Origin of the sequence: uncultured Salinicola sp. (assembly GCF_937921195.1) — a bacterium.
GTDB lineage: Bacteria > Pseudomonadota > Gammaproteobacteria > Pseudomonadales > Halomonadaceae > Salinicola.
Genome location: NZ_CALFQK010000197.1, coordinates 1 through 4,504, shown reverse-complemented (window position 1 = coordinate 4,504; position 4,504 = coordinate 1). Strand labels below are relative to the sequence as shown.

The window sequence follows — 4,504 nt, the reverse complement described above, 5'->3', positions numbered from 1 at the left end:
GAAAAAGCCGGCTACTCGAGCCGGCTGATTCAGAATTCGTGGCGGAGGGGGAGGATGGGCGTCGCTACGCTCCGCCGCCCGGCGCTACGCGCCTTGGCTCGAACCGGAGGGTTCTCATCACCTCCCCCACCTCGCGCTTTATGCCGTACATGAAAAAGCCGGCTACTCGAGCCGGCTGATTCAGAATTCGTGGCGGAGGGGGAGGGATTCGAACCCTCGAAGCCTTTCGACTTACACACTTTCCAGGCGTGCTCCTTCGACCACTCGGACACCCCTCCGCATTGTCGTCCTTCCCGTGGCGGCCTTGCCGCTGCGTTCAGAACGGCGCACATAGTAACGAGCTAAACCCGTGATCGCAAGCCGTTTTTCCTTTTCCGACGACCTTTTACGATCTCTCCGCAACGGAGAGCTCGGCGCTAGCGCCACCGCTCCAGATACGCCTCCGGGTCACGCACCGGCGCATCGGGGTAGCGCCCGCCGACATGGCCAAGGTAGAGATAGCCGACCAGCTCTTCATGCTCGCCGAGACCGAGGCCGCGCCAGACGGTCCTGTCATGGGCGTAGGTGCCGGTGCGCCACATCGCCCCAAGCCCTTGCGCGAAAGCCGCGTAGAGCATGGCATGGGCCGCGCAGCCGGCCGAGATGAGCTGCTCGACCGGCGGCACCTTGGGCAGATCCGGCGTGATGCGCGCGATCACGGCGATGATCATCGGCGCCCGCTTGGGTTTCTTGCGGGCGGCGTCGAGGCTGCCGTCATCGATATGCGGGTTGGCCTGATAATCGGATCGGGCGAACAGCTCACCCAGCCGATCGAGCCCCTCGCCGCTGATCTCGATGAAGCGGTACGGCGTCATTTCCTTGTGGTCAGGCGCCCGCAGTGCGGCACGGTAGATGGCGTCGAGCTGCTCGGCGGTTGGTGCCGGCGCGGCCAGCTTGCCCATCGAGCGACGCTGGTGCAGTAGCGTCATGGCATCCATGTCTGACTCCTCTGAGACATCGGTGGTGAAACGCGGCGGATCGCCCGACTCTACGTCAAAAGCGCTACTGCCGCAGCAGCCGCGCCGGCAGCTCCGGCGTCCAGCCCGGCGTGGCCCGCCACGGGTTGATGTCGAGCCCGCCGCGGCGCATGTAACGCGCCATCACCAGCAGCTCCTGCGGGCGGCAGCGCGCCATCAGGTCGACGAAGATGTGCTCGACGCAGTGCTCGTGAAAATCCTGGTGCTGGCGATAGGAGACGAGGTAGCGCAGCAACGCAGCCCGATCGAGTCGCGGGCCACGATAGGCGATCAGCACACTGCCCCAATCCGGCTGCCCGGTGACCGGGCAGTTGGACTTGAGCAGATGCGAATGCAGCGTCTCCTCGACGACATCGCTCTCGTCGCAGGCGAGCAGACCCGGCGCCGGCGTGTAGCGATCGATGGCGACATCGAGATCGTCGATGCACTCACCCGGCAGCGGCGCCGGCGCGAGCGCAGCGTCGTCGACACCGAACAGCTCGACGGTGACCGGGGCACCGGCCGCGACGCTCAAGTCCCGTTGCAGCAGCTCGATCACCGCGTCACGCCCGGCGAACGTGGTCTGGTTGAAGCCGTTGAGGTAGAGCTTCCAGGATTTGGATTCGATCAGGCAGGGCGAATCCGCCGGCAGCCGGAAGCGCGCCACCGCGACCACCGGCTTGCCGCGCGGGTCGAGCCAAGAGAGTTCGAAGGCCCACCACTCGTCGCCACCGACGAACGGCAGTGACGACGCCTCGATCCCCAGCGGCGCCCGGTTGGCGGCACGTTCGATGGGGAACAGCAGCGACGCATCGTAGCGGTCGGGATAGGCGGACTCGCGTCCGAGCGGCGCGTCGACCAGCGTCCCAGGACGATCCTGACTCATGACCGAATCCCCTTGCCGCGGTTGAGCATCCACAGCGCCAGGCACCAGAACGCCACGATGAAGGCGGCGATGGCGATCAGCGCCCCGCTCACCGGAATGTCGGAGATGCCGAGGATGCCGTAGCGGAAGGCGTTAACCATGTAGAGGATCGGGTTGATCATGGTCACGTTCTGCCAGAACTCCGGCAGCAGGTCGATCGAGTAGAACACGCCGCCCAGGTAGGTCAGCGGGGTGAGCACGAAGATCGGGATGATCGAGATATCGTCGAACTTCTTGGCCAGCAGCGCATTGATGAAGCCGCCGATCGAAAACAGCAACGCGGTCATCACCACCACCATCAGGGTCAGGAACGGATGGTGCAGGTCCAGATGGGTGAAGAACAGCGATACCACCGTCACGATCAGCCCGACGCCCAGCCCGCGTGCGGCGCCGCCGATGACGAAGCCGGCCAGGATGACCCAGTTGGGCATCGGCGAGACCATCATCTCCTCCACGCTGCGCTGGAACTTGTTGGAGAAGAACGATGACGCCACGTTAGAGTAGCTGTTGGTGATCACCGACATCATGATCAGGCCGGGCACGATGTAGGACATGTAGGAGATGCCGTGCATCTCGCCCACGCGGGAGCCGATCAGGTTGCCGAAGATGATGAAGTACATCGTCATGGTGATGGAGGGAGGCACCAGCGTCTGCGGCCAGATCCGCACGAAGCGGCGAACCTCCTTCACCACCATGGTCCAGAGCGAAATCAGCAGTTGCCGGGTATTCAAGACGCCGTCTCCTTGGCCTGGGCGGATGTTTCGGATGGACCGTCGATGCCTGTCGTGGCATCCGGCTGCGAGGTCATCGACACGAACAGCTCTTCCAGACGGTTGGCACGATTACGCATCGACAGCACCCGTACGCCCTGAGCGGTCAGTTGCTGGAAGGCATCGTTGAGATCGGTGCCCTTGCGCACGGAGAGCGCCAGCTGGTGCGAATCGACCCGCTCGGCATCGAAGCCCTCGATCCTGGGGGCGACGTCCAGCGGCTCGGCAAGATCGAGCAGGAAGGTCTCGGTATCCAGTTCGGTCAGCAGGCCTCGCATCGAGGTGTTCTTGATGATCTCGCCCCGGTTGATGATGGCGATATTGCGGCACAGGCTCTCGGCTTCCTCGAGATAGTGCGTGGTCAGGATGATCGAGGTGCCCTCCTCCTCGTTGATCCGGCGCATGTACTCCCACATGCTGCGACGCAGCTCGATATCCACCCCGGCGGTGGGTTCGTCGAGAATCAGCAGGCGCGGCCGGTGGATCAACGCTCGCGCGATCATCAGACGACGTTTCATGCCGCCCGAGAGCATACGGGCGGAGCCGTTGCGCTTGTCCCACAGGCCGAGGTCCTTCAGCAACCGGTCGCAACGCGGTCGGGCCTCCTTCACCGGCATGCCATAGTAGCCCGCCTGGGTCATGACAATATCTTCGACCTTCTCGAACTGGCTGAAGTTGAACTCCTGCGGCACCACGCCAAGCGCGTACTTCGCCTTGGCAAAATCCTGGTCGATGTCGATGCCGAATATCTTCACCTGCCCCGCCGTCTTCTGGACCAGCGAACAGACGATGCCGAGCGTGGTGGACTTGCCCGCGCCGTTGGGGCCGAGCAGTGCAAAGAAATCGCCCTGAGCGACATCGAGATCGATGCCCTTCAGGGCCTCAAAACCATTACCGTAGACTTTGGTCAGCCCGCGGATGGACAGTGCCGGTTCTGCCATCAGGGATTCCTGCCGTATGTGATAGATCGGGATTCACGAAAATCGTGTGAGACTGAAGAGCCAGGCAATATGGGGGCGATTCATCGCGCTTCAATCTTTAGCAGACGAATCAACCATGCTGCGTCAGCGATCCTCCGATAACCGCCGCCCATGGCGATCTCGCGAGGAAAACCGACGTGAAGCCGCACGGAATCGTCTCCGCTCGGACGGCTCAGGCCTTTCGAGGACGATAAAGCAGACACGCAAAAGAAAAGAGAAGCGTCATGGACGCTTCTCTTTTCGGAATCTGGAGCGGGAAAGGAGATCGACCGGGCTGGCGTTCCAGCGGACCGGCGTTCTAGCTCACGACCCTCGGCCACGCTTCAAGATTCTCTAAAACTGGAGCGGGAAAGGAGATTCGAACTCCCGACCCTCGCCTTGGCAAGGCGATGCTCTACCACTGAGCTATTCCCGCTGAATGATGTCGAGACCTGAGTCCGACGCGATGATCGTGGCGGATCATCGAAGTGGCGTCCCATAGGGGGTTCGAACCCCTGTTACCGCCGTGAAAGGGCGGTGTCCTGGACCACTAGACGAATGGGACGCAATGGAGCAGCAGAGCTGTTCCGATACTACCTAAATCTGGAGCGGGAAAGGAGATCGACCGGGCTGGCGTTCCAGCGGACCGGCGCTCCGGCTCACGACCCATGCTGCCTATCTAACGCTACCAAGAGTTGGAGCGGGAAAGGAGATCGACCGGGCTGGCGTTCCAGCTCCCGACCTACACCTACCGTTCCGATACTACCTAAATCTGGAGCGGGAAAGGAGATCGATCGGACCGGCGTTCCGGCTCACGACCCTCAGTCACACATCCAATACTGCGAAGTTGGAGCG

4 protein-coding genes and 3 tRNA genes are annotated in these 4,504 nt (G+C 62.5%); all 7 read right to left on the bottom strand.

Annotated features, from left to right (window positions below):
• Positions 1-190 precede the first annotated feature (190 nt).
• The 7 genes from Q0602_RS23235 to Q0602_RS23205 all read right to left on the bottom strand — a co-directional run bounded on the left by Q0602_RS23235 (position 191) and on the right by Q0602_RS23205 (position 4,214).
• Positions 191-278: transfer RNA gene (locus Q0602_RS23235), tRNA-Ser, on the bottom strand.
• Positions 279-416: 138 nt separating this feature from the next.
• Positions 417-977 carry a nitroreductase family protein gene (locus Q0602_RS23230; protein ID WP_298848425.1) on the bottom strand — a complete coding sequence of 187 codons (561 nt, stop codon included), beginning with the start codon at positions 975-977 and terminating at the stop codon, positions 417-419.
• A gap of 64 nt (positions 978-1,041) precedes the next feature.
• Entirely contained in the window at positions 1,042-1,881 is an 840-nt protein-coding gene (queF, locus tag Q0602_RS23225; RefSeq protein WP_298848423.1) for an NADPH-dependent 7-cyano-7-deazaguanine reductase QueF, read from the bottom strand.
• Entirely contained in the window at positions 1,878-2,651 is a 774-nt protein-coding gene (locus Q0602_RS23220; protein WP_149436744.1) for an ABC transporter permease, read from the bottom strand. The genes queF and Q0602_RS23220 overlap by 4 nt, the downstream gene beginning before the upstream one ends.
• Positions 2,648-3,631: an ABC transporter ATP-binding protein gene (locus Q0602_RS23215; RefSeq protein WP_298848419.1), complete on the bottom strand. Its 984-nt coding sequence runs from the start codon at positions 3,629-3,631 to the stop codon at positions 2,648-2,650. Before Q0602_RS23215 ends, Q0602_RS23220 begins: the two co-directional genes overlap by 4 nt.
• A 379-nt stretch (positions 3,632-4,010) precedes the next feature.
• Positions 4,011-4,085, bottom strand: a tRNA-Gly gene (locus tag Q0602_RS23210).
• A gap of 53 nt (positions 4,086-4,138) precedes the next feature.
• Positions 4,139-4,214: transfer RNA gene (locus Q0602_RS23205), tRNA-Glu, on the bottom strand.
• Positions 4,215-4,504: the final 290 nt, after the last annotated feature.

Bases quoted from the DNA above. Each gene is read 5' to 3' on its own strand.
- Q0602_RS23230 (WP_298848425.1), bottom strand. From the start codon at position 977: ATGGATGCCATGACGCTACTGCACCAGCGTCGCTCGATGGGCAAGCTG.
- queF (WP_298848423.1), bottom strand. From the start codon at position 1,881: ATGAGTCAGGATCGTCCTGGGACGCTGGTCGACGCGCCGCTCGGACGC.
- Q0602_RS23215 (WP_298848419.1), bottom strand. From the start codon at position 3,631: ATGGCAGAACCGGCACTGTCCATCCGCGGGCTGACCAAAGTCTACGGT.